The sequence below is a fragment of the Streptomyces sp. NBC_00354 genome (genome assembly GCF_036106915.1).
Classification (GTDB): Bacteria; Actinomycetota; Actinomycetes; order Streptomycetales; family Streptomycetaceae; genus Streptomyces.
The window spans coordinates 5,646,096-5,665,278 of record NZ_CP107983.1; the positions used below are offsets into that span (position 1 = coordinate 5,646,096).

The following is a 19,183-nucleotide window of genomic DNA, read 5'->3' on the forward strand; positions in this document are numbered from 1 at the left end:
TCCCGGTGGTGCGCAGGTGCGGCGAGAGGATCCGCGGAGCCGCGGCGCCTTTGTCTATCAAGTGGTTCACGATGCGGAGAAGAGCGACCCGATCGTGATCTGCGACACACTGTGTTTGGGCCTGCCGGGGGAGGGCAAGGTTGCCGGCTTCCCACCGCATGCCCGCGCGCAGAAACGACCCTTCGCAAAAACGGGGAGTACACCGTGACCAGTCGGGACAGCACCACCAGTCTCACCCCGGCCGTGGACCCGCTCGGTCCCCTGCGGGACCCGCAGGAGCCGTGGTGCGACGTGTTCCTGACCGGCACGGTCTTCCTCGACATCATCTTCACAGGCCTCGACTCGGCCCCGGTGCGCGGTACGGAGTCCTGGGCGCGCGGCATGGGCTCCAGCCCCGGGGGAGTGGCCAACATGGCCACCGCGCTGGCCCGGCTCGGCCTGCGCACCTCGCTGGCCGCGGCGTTCGGCGACGACCACTACGGCGAGTACTGCTGGGACGCGCTCGAGCAGGGCGAGGGCATCGACCTGTCGATGTCGCGGACCATCCCCGGCTGGCACAGCCCGGTCACGGTCTCGATGGCGTACGAGGGCGAGCGCACGATGGTCTCGCACGGCCACGAGGCCCCGCCCCCGGCGGCCCCCGGGCCGTTCCCGCAGTGCCCGCCGCGCACCCGGGCGGCCGTGGCCTCGCTGGGCCCGGGGCGGACGGACCCGTGGATCGCGGAGGCGGCGCGGCGCGGATCGCGGATCTTCGCGGACGTGGGGTGGGACGAGAGCGGGCGCTGGGACCTGGGGGACCTGCCGGACCTGGAGCACTGCGAGGCCTTTCTGCCGAACGCGGGGGAGGCCATGCGGTACACGCGGACCGACTGCCCGAGGGCGGCGGCGCGGGCGCTGGCGCAGAAGGTGCCCCTCGCGGTGGTGACGATGGGCCCGGAGGGCGCGTACGCGGTGGACGGGCGGACCGGCGAGGAGGCGGAGGTCCCCGGGATCACGGTGGACGCGCTGGACCCGACGGGGGCGGGGGACGTCTTCGTGGCGGGCTTCGTCACCGGCGCCCTGGCGGGGTGGCCGCTGGCGGACCGGCTGGCCTTCGCGGGCCTGACGGCGGCCCTGTCGGTCCAGGAGTTCGGCGGCTCGCTGTCGGCCCCGGGCTGGCCGGAGGTGGCCCACTGGTGGCGCGCGGCCCCCGAGGCCCTGCGGCCGCGCTACGGCTTCCTGGACGCGCTGGTCCCGCCGGGTACCGAGCCGGCCTCCCGCCGCAGAGCGGTCCCGACCATCGGCTTCCGCCACCCGGCCTAGCGGGCGGGCCTTCGGGGGGTTCCGAGGGCGCCGGAAAACCCCTCGGGGATGGCACGGCGGAGTCGTACCCTTGGTACTCCGGAGGTCGTCGATCGGCGCGGCCCCTCAGCGGGAGGTATGTGCAGGCCACAGTGCCGGCCCATGACTCAGACACCCACAGCCCAGACACCGGCGCCGGGGCAGGCGCGAGCCCACTTCACCGTTCCGGCCAGGCACCCGATGGTCGCGGTGCTCGGCTCAGGTGACGCCCTGTTGCGCGTGATCGAGAAGGCCTTCCCGAAGGCCGACATCCATGTTCGGGGCAATCAGGTCAGCGCGGTCGGCGACGCGACGGAAGTCGCCCTGGTCCAGCGCCTGTTCGACGAGATGATGCTGGTGCTCCGCACCGGGCAGCCGATGACGGAGGACGCAGTGGAACGCTCGATCGCCATGCTCAAGGCGAGCGGCAACGGCAACGGCCCGGACGAGACGCCCGCAGAGGTGCTCACCCAGAACATCCTCTCCAGCCGCGGCCGCACCATCCGCCCCAAGACCCTCAACCAGAAGCGGTACGTCGACGCGATCGACAAGAACACGATCGTGTTCGGCATCGGCCCCGCCGGTACCGGCAAGACCTACCTCGCCATGGCCAAGGCGGTCCAGGCCCTGCAGTCCAAGCAGGTCAGCCGGATCATCCTGACCCGCCCCGCCGTCGAGGCCGGAGAGCGGCTCGGTTTCCTGCCCGGCACGCTCTTCGACAAGATCGACCCGTACCTGCGCCCCCTGTACGACGCGCTGCACGACATGATCGACCCGGACTCGATCCCGCGCCTGATGGCCGCCGGAACCATCGAGGTGGCCCCGCTGGCGTACATGCGTGGCAGGACCCTCAATGACGCTTTTGTCGTCCTCGACGAGGCGCAGAACACGACCGCCGAGCAGATGAAGATGTTCCTGACCCGGCTCGGCTTCGATTCGAAGATCGTCGTCACCGGTGACATCACCCAGGTCGACCTGCCCGGAGGCGCCAAGTCCGGCCTGCGTCAGGTCCAGGCGATCCTCGAAGGGCTCCCCGACATCCACTTCTCGCGGCTCACGTCCGAGGATGTCGTCCGGCACAAGCTGGTCGGCCGTATCGTCGATGCGTACGAGAAGTACGACGACAGCCAGGACGCCCAGCAGTCCCGGAACGGCTACCAGCGGAAGTAGAACCCAGCGCACCATGTCGATCGACGTCAACAACGAGTCCGGAACCGAGGTCGACGAGCGGGCGATCCTCGACATCGCCCGCTACGCACTCACCCGGATGCGGATCCACCCGCTGTCCGAGCTGTCCGTCATCGTCGTCGACGAGGACGCCATGGAGCAGCTCCACATCCAGTGGATGGACCTGCCCGGACCCACCGACGTCATGTCCTTCCCGATGGACGAGCTCCGTCCGCCGGCGAAGGACGAAGAGGAGCCCCCGCAGGGGCTCCTCGGCGACATCGTGCTCTGCCCCGAGGTGGCGAAGAAGCAGGGCGAGGACGCCCCGACGCAGCACTCCATGGACGAGGAGCTCCAGCTCCTGACCGTCCACGGGGTGCTGCACCTGCTCGGGTACGACCACGAGGAGCCGGACGAGAAGGCCGAGATGTTCGGCCTCCAGGCGGCCATCGTCGACGGCTGGCGCGGTGAGCGCGGCATGACCGGTCCGTCCCCGGCCCCGACCGTCTCGTGACCGCCCCGCAGCTGATCACCGGCGCGGTGCTGCTGGTGGTGGTGGCCTGGTTCGCGGCGTGCGCCGAGTCCGGGATCGCCCGGATCTCGAGCTTCCGCGCCGAGCAGGCCGTACGGGAGGGCCGGCGCGGCAGCGCGAAGCTCGCGCAGGTCGCCGCCGACCCCACCCGCTACCTCAACGTGGCGCTGCTCGTGCGGGTCACCTGCGAGATGGCGGCCGGCGTGCTCGTCACGTACGTCTGCCTCGACGAGTTCGGCGACAACTGGAAGGCACTGCTCATCGCGATCGCGGTGATGGTGCTCGTGTCCTTCGTGGCCGTCGGCGTCTCCCCGCGCACCATCGGCCGCCAGCACCCCCTCAACACGGCGACGGCGGCCTCGTACGTCCTGGTCCCGCTCGCCCGTGTCATGGGGCCCATTCCGCAGCTGCTGATCCTCATCGGCAACGCGCTCACGCCCGGAAAGGGCTTCCGAAAGGGGCCGTTCGCCTCCGAGGCCGAGCTGCGCGCGATGGTCGACCTGGCGGAGAAGGAGTCGCTGATCGAGGACGAGGAGCGCCGGATGGTGCACCAGGTCTTCGAGCTCGGCGACACCCTCGTGCGCGAGGTGATGGTGCCGCGCACCGACCTGGTCTGCATCGAGCGGTACAAGACGGTCCGTCAGGCGACGACGCTGGCGCTGCGGTCGGGTTTCTCGCGCATCCCGGTGACCGGTGAGAACGAGGACGACATCGTCGGCATCGTGTACCTGAAGGACATGGTCCGCAAGACGCACATCAGCCGGGAGGCGGAGGCCGACCTGGTGACGACGGCGATGCGGCCGGCGGTGTTCGTACCGGACACCAAGAACGCGGGCGATCTGCTGCGGGAGATGCAGCAGGTGCGCAACCACGTGGCCGTGGTCATCGACGAGTACGGCGGCACGGCGGGCATCGTCACCATCGAGGACATCCTCGAGGAGATCGTCGGCGAGATCACCGACGAGTACGACCGCGAGCTCGCGCCCGTCGAGGACCTGGGCGAGGACCGCTACCGGGTGACGGCGCGGCTCGACATCACCGACCTCGGTGAGCTGTTCAAGGTCGAGGACTACGACGACGAGGACGTGGAGACGGTCGGCGGGCTGCTGGCGAAGGCGCTCGGCCGGGTGCCGATCGCGGGCGCCTCGGCGGTCGTGGAGCTGCCGGACGGGCGGCCGCTGCGGCTGACGGCCGAGTCCCCGGCAGGCCGGCGGAACAAGATCGTGACGGTACTGGTGGAGCCGGTGGTCCCGGCGTCGGGCGAGGGCGAGGAGGGCGAATGACGCCGGCGGAGCTGCGCGCGTTCTGCCTGGGTTTCAACGCGGCGGTGGAGGAGTTCCCCTTCACGCCCGAGACCTCGGTGTTCAAGGTGCTGGGGAAGATGTTCGCGCTGACCGCGCTGGACGCCGACCCGCTGAAGGTCAACCTCAAGTGCGAACCGGAGCTGGCGGTGCGGCTGCGGGAGGAGCACGAGGCGATCGCGCCCGGCTGGCACATGAACAAGCGGCACTGGAACACGGTGACGGTCGGCGGGCTGCCCGACGCACTGGTGCGGGAGCTGATCGAGGACTCGTACGACCTGGTGGTCGCGGGCCTGCCGAGGGCGGAGCGGCTGCGGCTCGACCGGCCGTGAGGGCGGAACGGGGACGGGACGAAGGTCCCGGCGCTCTGTGACCTTTGGATCACAGGACTTCCTTATGGAGCGCTTGGGTTTGATCCCGCGTGGCACAAGATCCCGGGGGACGGAGGGGAGGGCGTCTCGGCAGGGCCGTTGTGCGGCCCTGCCGAGACGCTCCATATGCTTTCGCCCATGACCGACACCACCGGGATCAACCCCGAGGACAGCAAGATCATCACGCTGGCGCGCAGCGCCCGGGCCCGCAACGGGGTGCCCGAGGGCGCGGCGGTGCGGGACGAGACGGGCCGTACGTACGTCGCCGGCACGGTGGAGCTCGAGTCCCTGAAGCTGAGCGCGCTGCAGACGGCGGTCGCGATGGCGGTGGCGAGCGGGGCCGAGTCCCTGGAGGCCGCGGCCGTGGTCAGCTCGGCGGAGGCGGTGGCCGACGCCGACCGCGCGGCGGTCCGCGACCTCGGCGGCCCGGACACCCCGGTCCTGCTGGCGGGCCCGGACGGCACCCTCAAGTCCGCCACCCCGGCAGGCGCCTGACCCGGCAGGTGCCCGCCCGTCAGGCTTCGCGCCAGACCAGGGTGCCGCCCGGGGTCTGCGCCTGCGCGAGACCGATGACGACCAGGGTTCCGCCCGGCGCCAGGTGCCGGCGGAAGAGGCGCAGGGCCTCGCCGAACGGCAGGTGGTGGATCGTGGCGACGCAGGTGATGACGTCGTACGGCCCCGGCGGGAGCTCCGTCAGCGCGTCCCCCACGGAGAGCGCCACCGGGGCGTCCGGCGCGGTCAGTTGTCGTGCCCGGGCGACGATCGCAGCATCGGCGTCGACGGCGTGCACCGACCCGGCCCGGCCGGCCAAGAGCCGTGCCAGGTCGCCGCTGCCCGAGCCGACGTCCAGCGCCCGGCCGAACCGCCCGGGCAGCTGCCGCAGGATCCAGCGGTGGTAGTGGGCGTTGTGGTCCCAGGGGTGCGCGTCGTTGAACCGGCCGACCGCCGCGAAGGCGCGCTGCGTCAGTGTCGTCGTCACACGGCGAGTTGATCATTTCCGCGACGGCGGATCACCATCGCCATCAGCGCCGCCATCGCGCACAGCGCGCCCGACGCGTACCAGACCAGGTCGTACGAGCCGAAGACGTCGCGGGCCAGGCCGCCCAGGAAGGCCACCAACGCCGCGCCCACCTGGTGCGAGGCCAGCACCCAGCCGAAGACGATCGCACTGTCCTCGCCGTAGTGCTCACGGCAGAGCGCGATGGTCGGCGGGACGGTCGCGACCCAGTCCAGCCCGTAGAAGACGATGAAGAAGACCATCGGCGGGTGCACGGACGGTGCCAGCAGCATCGGCAGGAAGAGCAGCGAGATCCCGCGCAGGGCGTAGTACACAGCCAGCAGGCGGCGCGCCTCGAAGCGGTCCGTGAACCAGCCGGAGGCGATGGTGCCGATCACGTCGAAGACGCCGATCACCGCCAGCAGCCCGGCCGCTGCGGTCACCGGCATGCCGTGATCGTGCGCAGCCGGTACGAAGTGGGTCTTGACCAGCCCGTTCGTCGAGGCCCCGCAGATCGCGAAGGTGCCCGCCAGCAGCCAGAACGGGCCGGTGCGGGCCGCCTTGAACAGCACCGCCACCGTCCGCCGCGCCGCGCCCGTCACCGGGGCGGGCCGTTCCGCGTACGTGCCCCCGTACGGCGCGAGGCCCATGTCCGCCGGGTGGTCGCGCAGCAGCAGCCACACGAACGGGACGACGGCCAGGGCCGCCAGCGAGACAGTCACCGCCGCCGGACGCCAGCCGTGGTGCTCCACCAGCCAGGACAGCAGCGGCAGGAAGATCAGCTGACCGGAGGCCCCGGCGGCGGTCAGGATGCCGGTGACGAGCCCGCGCCGGGCGGTGAACCAGCGGTTGGTCACCGTCGCCGCGAAGGCCAGGGCCATGGAGCCGCTGCCCAGCCCCACCAGCACGCCCCAGAACAGCACCAGCTGCCAGGACGCCGTCATCCACAAGGTGGCCACGGTGCCGCCGGATATGACCAGCAGGGCCAGGGCCACCACCTTGCGGATGCCGAAGCGGTCCATCAGGGCGGCGGCGAAGGGCGCGGTGAGCCCGTACAGCGCGAGGTTCACCGAGACGGCGAGGCCGATCGTGCCGCGCGACCAGTCGAACTCCTCGTGCAGCGGCTCGATGAGCAGTCCGGGCAGGGAGGCGAAGGCTGCGGCGCCGATGATCGTCACGAAGGCGACGGCCGCGACGAACCAGGCGCGGTGGATGCGCCCGGTCGGAGTGGGGGCCGGGGCCGGGGCGGTGGGGGCGGGGTTGGGGGCTGTCTGCGTCACGCAGACAGCTTCCGGCCCGCGGTGCCCCGTACGACAGTGGCCTGACCGACACCCTTCGATACGATTGGGCCATGGCCCCTCACCGTGTCGTCGTCCTCGCGCTCACCGGGCTGCTGCCCTTCGAGCTCGGCATCCCGCACCGGATCTTCGGCCGCGCCAAGGATCCCGCCGGAGAGCCGCTGTACGAGATCCTCACCTGCGCCCTCGCCCCCGGGCCGGTGCGCACCGACGCCGACTTCGCGGTCCAGGTCGAGCACGGCCCCGAGCTGCTGGCCACGGCCGACACCGTGGTGGTGCCCGCCTCGTACGAGCTGGGCCCCGTGTACGAGGAGGGCAGGCTGAGCGACGCGCTCGCCGCGGCGCTCGCGCACATCCGGCCCGGGACGCGGCTCGTCTCCATCTGCACGGGCGGGTACGTCCTGGCCGCAGCCGGATTCCTGGACGGCCGCCCCGCCACCACGCACTGGGCCCACGCCGAGCACTTCCAGCGGCTCTTCCCGGCCGTACGGGTGGACGCCGGCGTGCTCTACACCGACGACGGGGACGTGCTGACCTCGGCCGGGGTCGCCGCCGGCATCGACCTGTGCCTGCACATCGTGCGCCGCGACCACGGCGCGGCCGTCGCCAACGACGTGGCCCGGCGGACCGTCGTACCTCCCCACCGGGACGGCGGGCAGGCCCAGTTCGTCGACCGCCCGGTGCCGCAGCCGCAGCAGGCCAGTACTGCGGCGGCCCGCGCGTGGGTGATGGACCGGCTGCACGAGCCGGTGCGGCTGGTCGACCTGGCCCGACAGGAGGCCATGTCGGTACGGACGTTCACGCGCCGGTTCCGGGAGGAGTCGGGGGTCAGCCCCGGCGAGTGGATCGTCGGCCAGCGGGTGGAACGGGCCCGGCGGCTGCTGGAGCGGACGGATCTGCCGATGGAACAGGTGGCGCGGGAGACGGGGTTCGGGACGGCGCAGTCGCTGCGCAAGCACCTGCAGGCGGCGCTGGGGGTGAGCCCGACGGCGTACCGGCGTACGTTCCGCGCGACCGGTGGACTTGGGGAGCCCGCGGGGAGCCTGCCATCTCCTGATGGGTCATCAGTTGATGCCGGGTCCGTGCATTGACTTCTCCCGCCGCCCGCTCGTGAATGGCCCCCTGTCGGCGCGAGGGAACCCAGGGGGCGGGCCGTGCGAACACGGGCGGGCAGCAGGAGATGGTCGGCGGCCGTCGGCGTGGCGGTGCTCGCGGCCACGACCGGGGGTGCGCTGAGCCCGCCCGCCGCGGCGGAAGGGGAGGCGCCGTCCGGGCAGGTGGAGTTCCCGACGCACTGCCTGCCGCCGCAGGAAGCCGGTCTGCCGCCCGCCGACGGGCCGACCACGGCCCGGATCACCGTCGACGACCCGGCGCCGAAGGTCGGCGACACGGTCACCGTGACCTACCAGGTGGCCCGGACGCCTGCCGTGAACCCGCTCGGCGCCGAACTCCCGGCGGACGCGCTGACCCCGACCGGGCGGATCCTGCTGGGAGGTGCGCAGAGCGGTGAGGTCACCGTCGTGGGAGCGAAGCGGAACGACCCCGTCCAGGCGGGTGCGGGGCTGCCCGCCGTCACCATGACCGGCACGTTCACCGTGACCGCGCCCGGCATGATCACCCTGGCCCCGGGCAGCTACACGCTGCACACCGGCCACCTGCTGGACCTGGACACCGCCTGCGCCGTCACCGGGGCGCCGGTGTCCGAGCGGCTCACCGCGACCCCGCTGCCCCGGGCCAACCTGCGGTCGGTCGCGCTGGGCACGGCGTACGGGAAGCCGGGCGCCGAGGTCAAGGTCACGGGCGTCGGCTTCGCCCCGGGCGCGGCCGTGACGGTGACCGGCCGGGCGGGCGCCGCCGAGACCGCGGACCGGGTGGAGGCCACGGCGGACGAGCGGGGCGAGGTCATGGCGGAGCTGCCGGTCACGGACAGGGCGACGACGGCGGTGGTGGCGTACGAGGGCGCGGCGTGGTCGGGGCAGGAGGGCTCGGGGCCGGCGGCGTACACGGTGATCGCGGCTACGCCTTCGGGCACGCAGAAGGTGACGGCGGTGGTGGAGCCGGGGGCCCTGTCGATGACCCAAGCGGGCGCGTCGATCGCGCTGGGCGCGTTCCCGTACGGGGAGGGCGGCGCGGCACCCGGCCGGATCGGCACGGTCACGGTCAAGGACGCGCGGGGCGGACCGGCGGGGTGGTCGCTGATCGGCAAGGTCACGGACTTCACGGGCCCGGGCGGGGTCGTGATCCCGGGGGCCTCGCTGAGCTGGACCCCGTCGTGCACGGCCGCGCAGGGCAGCCCGAGCCGGTGCGTGGCGGGCAGCGCGGGGGTGGTCGGGCCGGAGGGTGCGGTGCTGGCGTCGACGCCGGATGCGGAGCTGGTGGGCGGGACGTTCACGATCGATGCGACGGTCGCCCTCACGGTGCCGCCGTACACCCCGCCGGGTGCGTACCGGGCGGTCCTGACCCTGACCCTCTCGTGAGCCACCCCGCTCCGCGGGTCCCGCTGCGCGGGGCCTTCTCCCCGCCCGGCCCTTTCTCCGTTTCCCGGGGCTCCGCCCCGTACCGGCTGGTCCGGCTGTACCTGCGGGTGGCCGGCCCCACCGCCCCCGCCCCCGCGCCGGCCGTCGAGGACCTGCGGGCCTCTGGGACCGGGGTCTCGTACACGCTCCACAACCTCGGCAACGTCACCCTGCGCCCCCGCGCCGCCCTCTCCGCCTCCGGGGCCCTCGGCCGGCGCCTCCTCTGGCCGTGAGCTCACCGGGCTGCCCGCCGAGCTGCTGCCCGGCCAGGAAGTCCGGCTGAGCACCAGGTGGGAGCACCCGCCCGCCGTCGAATGGGCCGAGGTCACGGTGCGCGCCGAGGCCGCGGGAGCCGCTGCCCGGGCCGCCGCGTCCTACTCCGCCCGGCCCCCGCTGACGGCCGTGCTCGCGGGCGCCCTGGCCCTCGTCGCGGCAGCCTGGTCGGCGCTGGGACCCGCATCGGGGAGAATGGCCCGTATGAGCGATCGTTCCCCCGAGTCCACCAGCCCGCACCGTGCGGGCTTCGCCTGCTTCGTCGGCCGCCCCAACGCGGGGAAGTCGACCCTGACCAACGCACTCGTGGGCACCAAGGTCGCGATCACCTCCAACCGGCCGCAGACCACCCGCCACACCGTCCGCGGCATCGTGCACCGCCCCGACGCCCAGCTCGTACTGGTCGACACGCCCGGTCTCCACAAGCCGCGCACCCTCCTCGGCGAGCGGCTGAACGACGTCGTACGGACCACCTGGGCCGAGGTCGACGTCATCGGCTTCTGCCTGCCCGCCGACCAGAAGCTCGGCCCCGGCGACAAGTTCATCGCGAAGGAGCTCGCGGGGATCAAGAAGACCCCCAAGATCGCCATCATCACGAAGACCGACCTCGTCGAGTCCAAGCAGCTGGCCGAGCAGCTCCTCGCCGTCCACCAGCTCGGCGCGGAGCTCGGCTTCGAATGGGCCGAGATCGTCCCCGTCTCGGCGGTCGGCGACACCCAGATCCAGCTGCTGGCCGACCTGATCGCGCCGCTGCTGCCCGAGAGCCCGCCGCTGTACCCGGAGGGCGACCTCACCGACGAGCCCGAGATGGTGATGGTGGCGGAGCTGATCCGCGAGGCCGCGCTGGAGGGCGTACGGGACGAGCTCCCGCACTCCATCGCCGTGGTCGTCGAGGAGATGATCCCGCGGGAGAACCGCCCGGCGGACCGGCCGCTGCTGGACATCCACGCGAACGTCTACATCGAGCGGCCGAGCCAGAAGGGCATCATCATCGGCCCGAAGGGCTCCCGGCTGAAGGAGGTCGGGATGAAGTCGCGCAAGCACATCGAGGCGCTGCTCGGCACCCCGGTCTTCCTCGACCTGCACGTGAAGGTCGCGAAGGACTGGCAGCGCGACCCCAAGCAGCTGCGCAAGCTCGGCTTCTGATCCGCTTGACGCGCCGCCGGCACGGCTCGGCCCGGCACCCCGGCAGGGGGCCGGGCCGGCCTGTTCACGCCGGGCGGCGCATCCGCACCACATTGTCCGTGCGGGTCCCGGGCGTGCCGTCGGGCTGGTTCTGGATCCGCTCGGTCTCCTCGGCCCGCAGGACCTCCCAGCCCGCCGTGACCGGCTCCAGCTGCGCGACGACCTCCGGCGGCGTCGGGAAGTACGCCTCCTCCCGGTCTTCCTGCCAGGGCGCCCAGCCCGCGTGGCCGACGACCAGCAGGGTGCCGCCGGGCGCCACGGCCGCGGCGGCGCTGCGCAGGACGCGGTCGCGGGGGAAGTCCCCGTAGTTGTGCAGGAAGCAGGCCGAGACGAGGTCGAACTCCCCCTCCGGGAAGGACTCGGTCAGGTCGTGCCGCGCCCAGGTGGCGCGGTCCGCGACCCCGGCGTCCGCCGCGTGCTCGGCGGCCCGGCCGAGGGCGACCCCGGAGATGTCGGTCCCGGTGACGGTCCACCCGCGGCGGGCCAGCCAGACGGCGTCGGCGCCCTCCCCGCAGCCGAGGTCCAGGGCCCGCCCGGGGGCGAGGCCGGACACCTCGTGCACCAGCATGGCGTTGGCCTCGCCGCTCCAGATGCGGTCGCTCTCGCCGTAGCGGCCGTCCCAGAACTCCTCGCCCGCCGAGGCCCCGGCTGCGGGGGAGTGGGGGGAGTGGGGGGAGTGCGTGTGTGCGTGCGCGTGCTCGGTCATGGCTTCCTCTTCCGGTACGGGTGCCGATGCGACCGATGCTGCGCCCGCCCCGCCCGGCGGGCAAACCTTGTTGCCGATCCGGCAAACCGGGCGGGACGCCCGTGACCGCCGAGGGCTGGTTCCGGCCACCCGTCCGAAGGTGAAGGCGCCCGGCTCAGGCGCCTTCCTTCAGCAGCCGGGAGATCAGCGTCCGCTGCGCCTCCGACAGGTTCGGCTCCTGGCAGGAGACCGTCCGTCCGTCGACGGTGATCCGGTACGAGAACCCGTCCCGGACCCGGTCCGACCCGGGCGCGGCCGGGACGGGCCGCAGCGCCAGCTGGGCCAGGGCCTGCCACTCGTCCTCGTCGGGCCGGCCCGAGGTGTCCACCTCGGCCCGGCGCTCGATGCCCGCGAAGCCGCCCGTCCGCACCACCAGAATCCGCATGCCCGCCTTTCCGCCCCGGAAGGGCCGGCTATCCGAGCCCGACCGTCGACCACGCCTTCTGCAGTGCCTGGTGCTCCGCGCCGCCGTCCCCGTACCGGGCCACCGCGGCGGCCACCGACAGCCGGGCGAAGTCCTTGAAGTCCGCGTCCGAGGCCAGCTCGCCGCCCGTCAGCGTGTCGTACCAGATCAGCCCGGCCCGCTCCCACGCCTTGCCGCCGAGTTCGGTGGCCGCGAGGTAGAACGCGTGGTTCGGGATCCCGGAGTTGATGTGCACCCCGCCGTTGTCCCGCGCGGTGTCCACGTAGTCGTCCATCGTCGCCGGCTGCGGGTCCTTGCCGAGCTCGTCGTCGTCGTACGCCGTGCCCGGCGCCTTCATCGAGCGCAGCGCGACCCCGCTGACGTTCGGGCCCAGCAGGCCGGCGCCGATCAGCCAGTCCGCGTCCTCGGCCGTCTGGTCGAGCGAGTACTGCTTGATCAGCGAGCCGAAGACGTCGGACATCGACTCGTTCAGCGCGCCCGACTGCCCGTGGTACTGCAGGTTCGCCGTGTACTGGGTGACCCCGTGCGTGAGCTCGTGGCCGATGACGTCCACCGACACGGTGAAGTCGAGGAAGAGATCCCCGTCCCCGTCGCCGAAGACCATCTGCTGCCCGTCCCAGAAGGCGTTGTTGTAGTCCTCGCCGTAGTGGACGCTCGCGTCGAGCGCCAGCCCGGAACCGTCGATCGAGTGCCGGCCGAAACCCTTCAGGAACAGCTCGTACGTGGCGCCGAGCCCCGCGTACGCGCGGTTGACGGTGGCGTCCTTGGACGCCGCCTCGCCCTCGCCGCGCACCTTCTTCCCGGGCAGCCGGGTGCGGTGCTGGGTGTCGTAGATCGTCCGGCGGGGCTCGTCGGAGACGGGCGTCCCGAGCGCAGGGGCGATCCCGCGGACGGTGGTGACCCGGCGCCGGGTGCGCAGGAGGGAGTCCTGCTCGAGGGTGCGCTGGGCGGCGTCGGCGCGCCGGGTGTTCTCGGACTGGGCGATCTTGTCGAGCAGGTGGGGCGGGACCACCGTGCAGAAGACGGGGTGGTGGTGAGCGTGGGAGGCATCCATCCCGGCAATGTGGCAGTGGGTCACGCTCGTGTCACTACCTGCAACCATGATTCATTCAGTTGTCTGAAAGCCGTCGCGCCGCGTTGACGGTTCGACCGGACCTGTAGCGGAGGAACGAGACGGACCCCACATTCGGTATAAATCGGACACCGGGGTCTTGCATACTGAAACAGGTCCTCGCGTTACGGGGCGGCTCGGTTAGGCTCGGCCCATCATGCGTTTCGGGCTGCTTCTCCTTAGCTGCCGCGGCGAGGGCCTGTAGTCGTAGGCCGACCCCCTCCCCGCGGAGTTTGGTGTTGCGGTTCTTACGACCGCCGTCGGCCGTCCCAGCGAACTACACGCGGACACGCGAGGAGCCCAACGCCATGAGCCAGCAGCCTTTTGTCGGTCGCCCCACGCCCATCACGAACGCGACCCACACCCAGAAGACCTCCGGGATGCCGATCCACAAGTACGGCCGGTACGAGCAGGTGGACATCCCGGACCGCACCTGGCCGCAGGCCCGCGTCACCCAGGCCCCTCGCTGGCTCTCCACCGACCTGCGCGACGGCAACCAGTCGCTGATCGACCCGATGACCCCCGCCCGCAAGCGCGAGATGTTCGACCTGCTGGTGCGCATGGGCTACAAGGAGATCGAGGTCGGCTTCCCGTCCTCCGGCGAGACCGACTTCGCCTTCGTACGCTCCATCATCGAAGAGGGCGCGATCCCGGACGACGTCACCATCTCCGTCCTGACCCAGGCCCGCGAGGACCTGATCGAGCGGACCGTCGAGTCGCTGATCGGCGCCAAGCGCGCCACCGTGCACCTGTACAACGCGACCGCCCCGACCTTCCGCCGGGTCGTCTTCCGCGGCTCCAAGGAGCAGATCAAGCAGATCGCCGTCGACGGCACCCGCCTGGTCATGGAGTACGCCGAGAAGCTGCTGGGCCCGGAGACCGCCTTCGGCTACCAGTACAGCCCGGAGATCTTCACGGACACCGAGCTGGACTTCGCCCTGGAGGTCTGCGAGGCCGTCTGCGACGTGTGGCAGCCGTCCGAAGGCCGCGAGATCATCCTGAACCTGCCCGCCACCGTGGAGCGTTCGACGCCGTCCACGCACGCGGACCGCTTCGAGTGGATGGCCCGCAACCTGACCCGCCGCGAGCACATCTGCATCTCCGTGCACCCGCACAACGACCGCGGCACCGCCGTCGCCGCCGCCGAGCTGGCCCTGATGGCCGGCGCCGACCGCATCGAGGGCTGCCTGTTCGGGCAGGGCGAGCGCACCGGCAACGTCGACCTGATCACGCTGGGCATGAACCTGTTCTCCCAGGGCATCGACCCGCAGATCGACTTCTCGCAGATCGACGAGATCCGTCGCACCAGCGAGTACTGCAACCAGATGGAGGTCCACCCGCGCCACCCCTACGCGGGCGACCTGGTCTACACCGCCTTCTCCGGCTCCCACCAGGACGCCATCAAGAAGGGCTTCGACGCCATGGAGGCCGACGCGGCCGCCGCCGGCAAGACCGTCGACGACATCGAGTGGGCGGTCCCGTACCTGCCGATCGACCCGAAGGACGTCGGCCGCTCCTACGAGGCGGTCATCCGCGTCAACTCGCAGTCCGGCAAGGGCGGCATCGCGTACGTCCTGAAGAACGACCACAAGCTGGACCTGCCGCGCCGCATGCAGATCGAGTTCTCGCGGATCATCCAGGCCAAGACCGACGCCGAGGGCGGCGAGGTCACGCCGAAGGCGATCTGGGACGTCTTCAGCGACGAGTACCTGCCCAACCCCGAGAACCCGTGGGGCCGCATCCAGCTGCGCTCGGGCTCGACGGCCACGGACAAGGACGGTACGGACACGCTGAACGTCGAGGCGGTCGTGGACGGCGTGGAGGCGGTCCTGAACGGCACCGGCAACGGCCCGATCTCGGCCTTCTTCGACGCGCTGGCCGGCATCGGCGTCGACGCCCGCCTGCTGGACTACACCGAGCACACGATGAGCGAGGGCGCCTCCGCCGTGGCCGCCTCGTACATCGAGTGCGCGATCGACGGCCGCGTCCTGTGGGGCATCGGCATCGACGCCAACACCACCCGCGCCTCCCTGAAGGCGGTCATCTCCGCCGTCAACCGCGCGGGCCGCTGACCGTTCGTACGAGAACCCCGTCCCTCCCTGCGGAGGGGCGGGGTTCCGTCGTTCCCGGATTCAGCGGGCCAGGTAGCCGCCGTCCACCGGCAGGATCGCGCCCGTCACGAACGAGGCCGCGTCGGAGGCCAGGAAGGCGATGACCCGGGCCACCTCTTCCGGCTCGCCGAGCCGCCCCATCGGATGGGCCGCGGAGACCTCCGCCAGGTACTCCGGCCCGCCCGGCTCGTCCTTCAGCGCCAGCACCCGCTCCGTACGGATGGTGCCGGGGGCCACCGCGTTGACCCGGATCCCGTGCGCCGCCCACTCCACCGCCAGGTGCTTCGTCAGCCCCGACGCCACGAACTTCGCCGGCCCGTACGCCGCCTGCCGGGCCTGCCCGGCCACCCCCGACACCGAGGACACGCAGACCAGAGCCCCGCCGGGGTCCGGTTGCGCCAGCATCGCCTCGATGGCGTACTTGCAGGTCAGGAACATCCCCCGGCCGTCGATCGCCATGACCCGGTCCCAGTCGTCCGGGCTGGTCTCCCGTACATCCGAAAGAGGGAGCACTCCGGCGTTCGCCACGGCGACGTCGAGCCGTCCGTATGCCCCGAGCGCGGCCCCGACCATCGCGCGGTTGGCCTCCGGATCGGCGACGTCACCGGCCACGGCCGTGATGTCGTACCCCTCGGCGGCCAGTTCCGTACGCAGTTCCTCGACGCCGGGGCCATTGATGTCAGCCGCGGTCACGAGGGCGCCGGAGCGGGCCAGCAGCCGGGCGGTGGCCCGGCCGATCCCGCTCGCCGCGCCCGTGACCAGACAGGATTTGTTGTTCACGCGGGCGAGCGTAGGGAAAACGCGACGTCCGCGGGCGCGGCGGCAGGGATGCAGACCGGCCAAGTGCGGGCGGCGGGACATGTTGTCTTGTCACACGACTGACGCATCCTCACCGATGTGGCTAACATCACGCCAACCCGGCGAAGCTGCCTGGGGTTCCCGCCCGTGCCCGCAGGGCCACGGGGGAGTGACGGAGGTGCGACGTGCTGCCAGTTCGGGGTGGGGACGGCCGGAAGCTGACGGTCTGGGGCATCCGTACCACCTGGAGCACCGTGGGCGACGGGGAGTTCTTCTGCCCCGACTGCGGTGGCGACCGCAACTACCGCAGGCGCACCGGGCGCCGCCGGTTCACGGTCCTCGGCGTCCCGCTGCTGCCGCGCGGAGCGGCCGGGCCCGTCATCGAGTGCCAGGGCTGCCGGGAGCGCTTCGAGACCGAGGTCCTCGACCACCTGACCACCACCCGCTTCTCGGCGCTGCTGCGCGACGCCGTGCACACCGTGACGCTGGCCGTCCTCGCGGCGGGCGGAACCGCCTCGCGCGGCGCGCTGGAGGCCGCGGTGTCGGCCGTACGGGCGGCGGGCTTCCAGGACTGCACGGAGGAGCAGCTGGAGTCCCTCGTGGAGGCGCTCGCCACCGACGAGGGCCGGCTCGGGCTGTACGACGGCCCCGAATGCTGCGGCGCCGCGCTGGCGATAGAGCTCCACGAGGCGCTGGAACCGCTGGCTCCGCACCTGGCCGCGCCCGGGCGTGAATCGATCCTGCTGCAGGGCGCCCGGATCGCCCTCGCGGACGGCCCGTACACCCCCGCCGAGCGCGAGGTGCTCGCCACGGTCGGCGCCGCGCTGCGGATGGCTTCCGACGAGGTGACCCGGCTGCTGTCGGCGGTCCGGGCGCCGTGAACCTGACCGAAACGGCCTCGGTACGGCCTCGGTACGGGCTCGGTACGCCTTCGCCGAGGTAACGATCCGGCCTCACGCGACTGAATCCGCCCCCCTTCACACTCTGCGTGAAGGGGGGATTCGTGCGTTCCGGCCCCGGCCGTCCACCCATTGGACACCCGTACGGACCCGTGACCTGCGCATACGGACTCTGTGGCCCTCGGCTTTACGCCCTTGCGGAGACATCCGCCACTGGAGATATCTACAGATCTGACATCCTCAGACGTCAACACTTTGTAGAAGTCCACGATATCTGTGAGCACCCCCACAGGCGTTCAATTCCGGTCACACGACGAGTCGCCGCCAGTAACACAGCGGGGCTTCGATTCACGTGAACGCACTGACAACCCTGGCGGACCAACGGGATAGCGACCCACTCCGCCCAGGGATAACCAGATTCCTCTCGTTTACCTACCTCTTGAAGGGCAAGGCAGAGATGGCACGTGTCGCCGCCCGGCTCACCGACAGCGGAGAGCCCAGCACGCACCCGGTCGACGAGGTGCTCCCCCTCCCCAAGCTCGCGCTGTACGGCTTCCAGCACGTACTCGCGTTCTACGCCGGTGCGGTGATCGTCCCGATCATCGTGGGCGGTGCCCTCGGCCTGACCACCGAGCAGCTGGTCTACCTGATCAATGCCGACCTGTTCACCTGCGGTATCGCCTCGATCATCCAGGCGTGGGGCATCGGCCGGATCGGTGCGCGCCTGCCCCTGATCCAGGGCGTCACCTTCACCGCGGTCTCCCCGATGATCGCCATCGGGCTCGGAGCAGGCGGCGGAACGGCGGGCCTGCTCGTCATCTACGGTGCGGTGATCACGGCCGGCATCGCCACCTTCGCCTTCGCCTGGCTTCCCCCCAAGGCCTTCCGTACGATCATGAGGCTGTTCCCGCCGGTCGTCACCGGCACGGTGATCACCGTCCTCGGCATCGTGCTGATCCCCGTCGGCCTGAACGACGCCGCGGGCGGCGTCGGCAGCCCCGACTTCGGCGACCCGAAGAACTTCGCGTACGCCGGCGGCACGATGCTCTTCATCCTCGTCCTGATGAAGCTCGGCAAGCCCTTCCTCTCCAGCATCTCCATCCTGCTCGGCCTGGTCGGCGGCACCGCCGTCGCCTTCCTGCTCGGCGACGCGAAGTTCGGCGACGTGAGCAACTCGGACTGGATCGGCATCACCACCCCGTTCCACTACGGAGCGCCGAAGTTCGCCTGGTTCCCGATCCTGCTGATGCTCATCGTCATGCTGATCACCATGGTCGAGACCACCGGCGACACGTACGCCGTCGGCGACATCGTCGGCAAGGAGATCGACAGCGAGACCGTGGCCCGCGCGCTGCGCGCCGACGGCGCCGCGACCGCCCTCGGCGGCGTCCTCAACTCCTTCCCGTACGTGGCCTTCGCCGAGAACGTCGGCCTGGTCCGCATGACCAAGGTCAAGAGCCGGTTCGTCGTGGTCGCCGCGGGCGTCTTCATGATCGTGCTCGGGCTGATCCCGAAGGCCGCCGCGATCGTCGCCGCGGTCCCGCACGGAGTGCTCGGCGGCGCGGCGACGGTGATGTTCGCGATGGTGGCCCTGGCGGGCATCCAGACCCTGGCCAAGGTCGACCTCAAGGAGGAGAAGAACGCGCTGGTCGTGGGTGTCTCCCTGGCCTTCGCGCTGCTCCCGGCCACCGTCCCGGTGCTCTTCAAGGACCACATGGACGCGGACCTCTCCTCGCTCCTCAACAGCGGTGTGACGCTCGGTGCCACGGCCGCGATCGCGCTCAACCTGATCTTCAACGGCCTGGGCAAGGATGATGCGCACAGCGCCGTGGCGGCCGTGGTGCCCGCCCAGGCGGTGGGCCCTGCCGACACCGCGACGGCCGCGGCGGACGAAGCGTCCGAGGTCCTCGAGGTCCCCGAGGCCTCCGAGGCGAAGACGGCGTCCGAGGCCGAGACGGTGGCCGAGGCCACGGTCGGCGCCGCCGTGACCGCAGTCGCCGCCGGGGCGCCGAAGACGGACGCGGACGAAGAGGCCGCGTCCGCCTCCTGACCCTCCCAAGGGGCGAAGGCCCTCCGTCCGGACCCGGGTCCGAACGGAGGGCCTTCCGTCGTCCCGGCACAGGCGACAATGGGCG

Annotated in this window: 18 protein-coding genes and 1 pseudogene; 13 read left to right on the plus strand and 6 right to left on the minus strand. The window is 71.7% G+C overall.

The window, feature by feature from the left end:
- The first annotated feature begins 204 nt into the window (after positions 1-204).
- The 6 genes from OHT74_RS25820 (at position 205) to OHT74_RS25845 (ending at position 5,186) form a co-directional block, all read left to right on the plus strand.
- Positions 205-1,302, plus strand: a complete 1,098-nt coding sequence (locus OHT74_RS25820; RefSeq protein ID WP_328621526.1) for a carbohydrate kinase family protein — start codon at positions 205-207, stop codon at positions 1,300-1,302.
- 141 nt (positions 1,303-1,443) lie between these two features.
- Complete coding sequence (locus OHT74_RS25825; protein WP_328621527.1) at positions 1,444-2,490, plus strand: PhoH family protein; 1,047 nt, start codon at positions 1,444-1,446, stop codon at positions 2,488-2,490.
- Between the two features lie 13 nt (positions 2,491-2,503).
- Positions 2,504-3,001 (plus strand): rRNA maturation RNase YbeY, encoded by a 498-nt coding sequence (ybeY, locus tag OHT74_RS25830; RefSeq protein ID WP_266667169.1) that lies wholly within the window; start codon positions 2,504-2,506, stop codon positions 2,999-3,001.
- The gene (locus OHT74_RS25835) at positions 2,998-4,302 is read left to right on the plus strand and encodes a hemolysin family protein (protein WP_266667171.1); all 1,305 of its coding nucleotides are present in this window, start codon (positions 2,998-3,000) and stop codon (positions 4,300-4,302) included. The genes ybeY and OHT74_RS25835 overlap by 4 nt, the downstream gene beginning before the upstream one ends.
- Entirely contained in the window at positions 4,299-4,652 is a 354-nt protein-coding gene (locus OHT74_RS25840) for an MmcQ/YjbR family DNA-binding protein (protein WP_266667173.1), read from the plus strand. Before OHT74_RS25835 ends, OHT74_RS25840 begins: the two co-directional genes overlap by 4 nt.
- Before the next feature lie 177 nt (positions 4,653-4,829).
- Positions 4,830-5,186, plus strand: a complete 357-nt coding sequence (locus OHT74_RS25845) for a cytidine deaminase (RefSeq protein ID WP_266667175.1) — start codon at positions 4,830-4,832, stop codon at positions 5,184-5,186.
- 49 nt (positions 5,187-5,235) lie between these two features.
- Here OHT74_RS25845 and OHT74_RS25850 read toward each other — a convergent pair.
- Both OHT74_RS25850 and OHT74_RS25855 read right to left on the minus strand, forming a co-directional pair.
- Positions 5,236-5,658: pseudogene (locus OHT74_RS25850) on the minus strand (class I SAM-dependent methyltransferase); the annotation flags it as partial.
- Between the two features lie 8 nt (positions 5,659-5,666).
- Positions 5,667-6,968 (minus strand): MFS transporter, encoded by a 1,302-nt coding sequence (locus tag OHT74_RS25855; protein ID WP_443047549.1) that lies wholly within the window; start codon positions 6,966-6,968, stop codon positions 5,667-5,669.
- 71 nt (positions 6,969-7,039) lie between these two features.
- Here OHT74_RS25855 and OHT74_RS25860 point away from each other — a divergent pair, with 71 nt between their 5' ends.
- The 4 genes from OHT74_RS25860 (at position 7,040) to era (ending at position 10,921) form a co-directional block, all read left to right on the plus strand.
- Complete coding sequence (locus tag OHT74_RS25860; protein WP_328621528.1) at positions 7,040-8,077, plus strand: GlxA family transcriptional regulator; 1,038 nt, start codon at positions 7,040-7,042, stop codon at positions 8,075-8,077.
- A 63-nt stretch (positions 8,078-8,140) separates the two neighbouring features.
- The gene (locus OHT74_RS25865; protein ID WP_328621529.1) at positions 8,141-9,463 is read left to right on the plus strand and encodes a beta-xylosidase; all 1,323 of its coding nucleotides are present in this window, start codon (positions 8,141-8,143) and stop codon (positions 9,461-9,463) included.
- Positions 9,460-9,735 carry a hypothetical protein gene (locus tag OHT74_RS25870; RefSeq protein ID WP_328621530.1) on the plus strand — a complete coding sequence of 92 codons (276 nt, stop codon included), beginning with the start codon at positions 9,460-9,462 and terminating at the stop codon, positions 9,733-9,735. The genes OHT74_RS25865 and OHT74_RS25870 overlap by 4 nt, the downstream gene beginning before the upstream one ends.
- A gap of 235 nt (positions 9,736-9,970) precedes the next feature.
- Positions 9,971-10,921, plus strand: coding sequence for a GTPase Era (era, locus tag OHT74_RS25875; protein WP_266673057.1), 951 nt, complete (start codon positions 9,971-9,973; stop codon positions 10,919-10,921).
- Between the two features lie 64 nt (positions 10,922-10,985).
- Here era and OHT74_RS25880 read toward each other — a convergent pair whose 3' ends face one another.
- From OHT74_RS25880 to OHT74_RS25890, 3 genes are all read right to left on the minus strand, one after another.
- Complete coding sequence (locus OHT74_RS25880; RefSeq protein WP_328621531.1) at positions 10,986-11,666, minus strand: class I SAM-dependent methyltransferase; 681 nt, start codon at positions 11,664-11,666, stop codon at positions 10,986-10,988.
- A 154-nt stretch (positions 11,667-11,820) separates the two neighbouring features.
- The gene (locus OHT74_RS25885; protein ID WP_053785361.1) at positions 11,821-12,090 is read right to left on the minus strand and encodes a protealysin inhibitor emfourin; all 270 of its coding nucleotides are present in this window, start codon (positions 12,088-12,090) and stop codon (positions 11,821-11,823) included.
- Between the two features lie 28 nt (positions 12,091-12,118).
- The gene (locus OHT74_RS25890) at positions 12,119-13,183 is read right to left on the minus strand and encodes a M4 family metallopeptidase (protein WP_328621532.1); all 1,065 of its coding nucleotides are present in this window, start codon (positions 13,181-13,183) and stop codon (positions 12,119-12,121) included.
- Positions 13,184-13,548: 365 nt separating this feature from the next.
- Between OHT74_RS25890 and leuA the strand changes: the two genes are divergently transcribed.
- Complete coding sequence (leuA, locus tag OHT74_RS25895) at positions 13,549-15,312, plus strand: 2-isopropylmalate synthase (RefSeq protein WP_266667185.1); 1,764 nt, start codon at positions 13,549-13,551, stop codon at positions 15,310-15,312.
- A 60-nt stretch (positions 15,313-15,372) separates the two neighbouring features.
- On the opposite strand, the gene OHT74_RS25900 is transcribed toward leuA, so the two are convergent.
- Complete coding sequence (locus tag OHT74_RS25900) at positions 15,373-16,131, minus strand: SDR family NAD(P)-dependent oxidoreductase (RefSeq protein ID WP_266667187.1); 759 nt, start codon at positions 16,129-16,131, stop codon at positions 15,373-15,375.
- Positions 16,132-16,334: 203 nt separating this feature from the next.
- Here OHT74_RS25900 and OHT74_RS25905 point away from each other — a divergent pair, with 203 nt between their 5' ends.
- Both OHT74_RS25905 and OHT74_RS25910 read left to right on the plus strand, forming a co-directional pair.
- On the plus strand, positions 16,335-17,030 hold the full coding sequence (locus OHT74_RS25905) for a TerB family tellurite resistance protein (protein ID WP_266667189.1): 696 nt from the start codon (positions 16,335-16,337) through the stop codon (positions 17,028-17,030).
- Between the two features lie 475 nt (positions 17,031-17,505).
- Entirely contained in the window at positions 17,506-19,098 is a 1,593-nt protein-coding gene (locus tag OHT74_RS25910) for a nucleobase:cation symporter-2 family protein (RefSeq protein ID WP_328621533.1), read from the plus strand.
- The last annotated feature ends 85 nt before the right edge of the window (positions 19,099-19,183 follow it).